The organism is Pseudoalteromonas sp. SIMBA_162 (genome assembly GCF_046535955.1).
GTDB lineage: Bacteria > Pseudomonadota > Gammaproteobacteria > Enterobacterales > Alteromonadaceae > Pseudoalteromonas > Pseudoalteromonas marina.
Genome location: NZ_JAWJBQ010001211.1, coordinates 1 through 236 on the forward strand (window position 1 = coordinate 1; position 236 = coordinate 236).

The window sequence follows — 236 nt, forward strand, 5'->3', positions numbered from 1 at the left end:
CAGCGAGGTGGCGAGATTGAACAGCAATAAAAGGGAGCGAATTTCTCCCGAGTGAGGGCCATATTCCAGCTCCTTCAGACGTTCGCTTACGCACAGCTTCAGTTTATCGGGCGTTAGTGCATCAAGGTCCTCGTCACCGATTGCGTGAGCAAACACTTCTTTTCGCCAGCTGCGCTCGAACGTGCTTTTGGTCGTCTTCTGCGAGAGCTTGCAGATACGCGCAACGTCCATGCCCT

At 53.8% G+C, this 236-nt stretch carries 1 protein-coding gene; it reads right to left on the bottom strand.

Annotated features, from left to right (window positions below; genetic code table 11):
• Positions 1-236, bottom strand: a 236-nt coding sequence (locus R0J88_RS23505) for a hypothetical protein (protein ID WP_410901391.1), incomplete at both ends; no start/stop codon positions are given.